This window comes from Pseudomonas brassicae (assembly GCF_010671725.1).
Classification (GTDB): Bacteria; Pseudomonadota; Gammaproteobacteria; order Pseudomonadales; family Pseudomonadaceae; genus Aquipseudomonas; species Aquipseudomonas brassicae.
Map to the genome: position 1 here is coordinate 1 of NZ_JAAHBU010000284.1, position 2,609 is coordinate 2,609.

1 protein-coding gene and 2 pseudogenes are annotated in these 2,609 nt (G+C 62.8%); 1 reads left to right on the forward strand and 2 read right to left on the reverse strand.

Annotation, left to right across the window (positions count from 1 at the left end; genetic code table 11):
* Positions 1-161, reverse strand: a pseudogene (locus tag G3436_RS18585) (IS256 family transposase); the annotation flags it as partial.
* Between the two features lie 156 nt (positions 162-317).
* A pseudogene (locus G3436_RS18590) lies at positions 318-1,807 on the reverse strand (aldehyde dehydrogenase family protein).
* A 358-nt stretch (positions 1,808-2,165) separates the two neighbouring features.
* Between G3436_RS18590 and G3436_RS18595 the strand changes: the two are divergent.
* A partial coding sequence (locus tag G3436_RS18595) for a transporter (protein WP_420801224.1) occupies positions 2,166-2,609 on the forward strand: 444 nt, incomplete at its 3' end.

Sequence of the window (2,609 nt, forward strand, 5' to 3'; positions counted from 1 at the left end):
GCATTTAGCGCTCGTTCAATCAGCGCTTTCTTGAAGGCCGCAGAAGCCTCTTCGATCGCCTCAGCGGTCATCAGCGTTTCAGGGAGTTGATCCAGCAGTTCCTTTGGAAGCTTCGGCAGCTCCCGTACTGGTTTGCGTTCAGATTTCTTTTTGGTTGGCATACATGCACCTCTTACTCATGTTATGCCCGAACACAAAATTTCTGACACCCCCGGTAGCACCGCCCCGGAGCGCTATAGGCGAACCACCCGGGCTGACAACGCCGATTTGTCAGCCCGGGTGGTCCGGCGTTTGATCCTGCCAGGGGCAACGCCGCGCTACAGCTTCATCACCACCGACTTCAACTCGGTGTAGTGCTCAAGCGCCGCCGCTCCCATCTCACGCCCCACCCCCGACAATTTGTAACCCCCAAACGGCAACGCCGGGTCCAGCGCACTGTGGCAGTTGACCCACACCGAACCCGACTTGATTCGCGGCACCATGCGATGCACCTGCCCAAGGTCATTGGACCAGATGCTCGCGCCCAGCCCATAGGTACTGTCGTTGGCCAGGCGCAGCGCATCCTCCATGTCATCGAACGGGATGGCCACCAGCACCGGGCCAAAGATTTCTTCCTGCACCAACGGGCACCGCTGGTCCACATCGGCGATCACCGTAGGCTGCACGAAGTAACCCGGCCCGTAGTACTCGCCGCCACACGCCAAGGTGGCCCCCAGCTCACGCCCCATGTCGATATAGCGCCCCACCCGCGCCTGCTGTTTCGCCGAGATCAGCGGGCCCATATCGATACTCGGGTCCAGGCCATTGCCCAGCTTCATGCCGTCGGCAATCCCGGCAATGTCAGCCACCACCCGGTCAAAATGCTTGCGCTGCACATACAGTCGCGAACCTGCACAGCACACCTGGCCCTGGTTGAAGAAAATCGCACTGGCTGCCCCCGCCGCCGCTACCTGCAAATCGGCATCGCCCATGATGATGGTCGGCGACTTGCCACCCAGCTCCAGGGTCACGCGGGTCATCGAGTCCATCGCCGCCTTGCCGATCAGCTTGCCAACCTCGGTCGACCCGGTGAAGGTCACCTTGTCCAGCAACGGGTGGCCCGACAACGCGGCACCCGCCACCGCCCCCACGCCGGTCACCACGTTGAACACACCCGCAGGGTAGCCGGCCTCAAGCACCAGCTCGGCCAGCTTGAGTGCGCTCAGCGGCGTTTCGTCCGCCGGTTTGAGCACCACGCTGCAGCCGGTGGCCAATGCCGGCCCAAGCTTCCAGCAGGCCAGCAGCAACGGGAAGTTCCACGCCACGATGGCACCGACCACGCCCACGGCCTCACGCCTGACATAGGCATGGAACTCACCCTCGAACAGTGGCAGCGAAGGGTCCAGCGTGCTGCCTTCGATCTTGGTCGCCCAGCCCGCCATGTAGCGCAGCGAGTCGATGGCCATCTGGACGTCCATCAACCGCGCCACCTGTGCGCTCTTGCCATTGTTCAGGCATTCAAGCTCGGCGAACACCTGGGCATCGCGTTCGATCAGGTCGGCCAGTTTCCACAGCAGGTTTTGCGCTCGCGCGGGCGTATGCGGCTCCAGGGCGAGTCGTCGAACGCCTGGCGCGCCGCGCGCACCGCCTTGTCGACATCTTCAAGGGTGGCCGCGGGCACCTGTGCCAGTGCCTGGCCGGTGGCTGGGTTGAGCAGTTGCAGGGTGCCGCCATCACTGGCGCTGCACCAGTCGGCGCCGATCAGCATGCGCTGCTGACGCTGCACGAATGCCTGGGTTTCGCGGTGAATCGGGAAGGCAGGGGACATGGGCGAGCTTCTCTTGTTGTTGAAAGGGTCTGCAGGCCTTCAGCAACCTGTGTGCCAGTTGCGCACCAATACCAAAGTACTTGTTTTTCAGGGGATTGATGCGCGGCCCAGGGTGCCGCGCGTCTCATTTCGAGACGCCCGATGAGACGCCTGAGACCCCCGTGAGAATGCTGGCAAACCCTCGCCGGGCGGGCGTGACGCGCCTGTCGGTCACCTGCGCGGCGATTGCCACGAATGCGGCCTTTTGCAGGTAACTCATTGATAGTCATAACTTATTTACATTGGCATGAAGCCTGCTATCACCCCAGTGCCGCCCGCTGGGTGGCTCATCCGACAAAAACAATAAACAGGTGACACGATGAGCAAGACCGTACTGTCAAGCATGCCCACGCCGTTCACGCGGCGTCCCGCCATGTTTCGCTGGGTCCAGGCCTGCACCCTGGGCATCGCCGCCAGCCTTGGGGGGCAGGCACATGCCGTGGACGTCGATGCGGGTGACTACACCGCGCTGCCCGAGGGCACCAACCTGGGCATGCTCTATTACCAGCATGCCGAGCGCCGCTCGCTTTACGCCGACGGGCACGAGCAACCCGGCAAGCCAGGCCTGGACTCGGATATCGGGATCCTGCGTGGCGTACATTTCATGAAGCTGGGAGGCTTCACCATCGACCCGCAGTTCCTCTTGCCATTTGGCCAGCTTGAAGGCCAGCGCGACACTGCAGGGCTGGGCAAGAGCGACGCCGGTATCGGCGACCTGATCCTGGCCTCGACGGTGTGGCTGGTGGAGCGTGCCGAGGCAAAA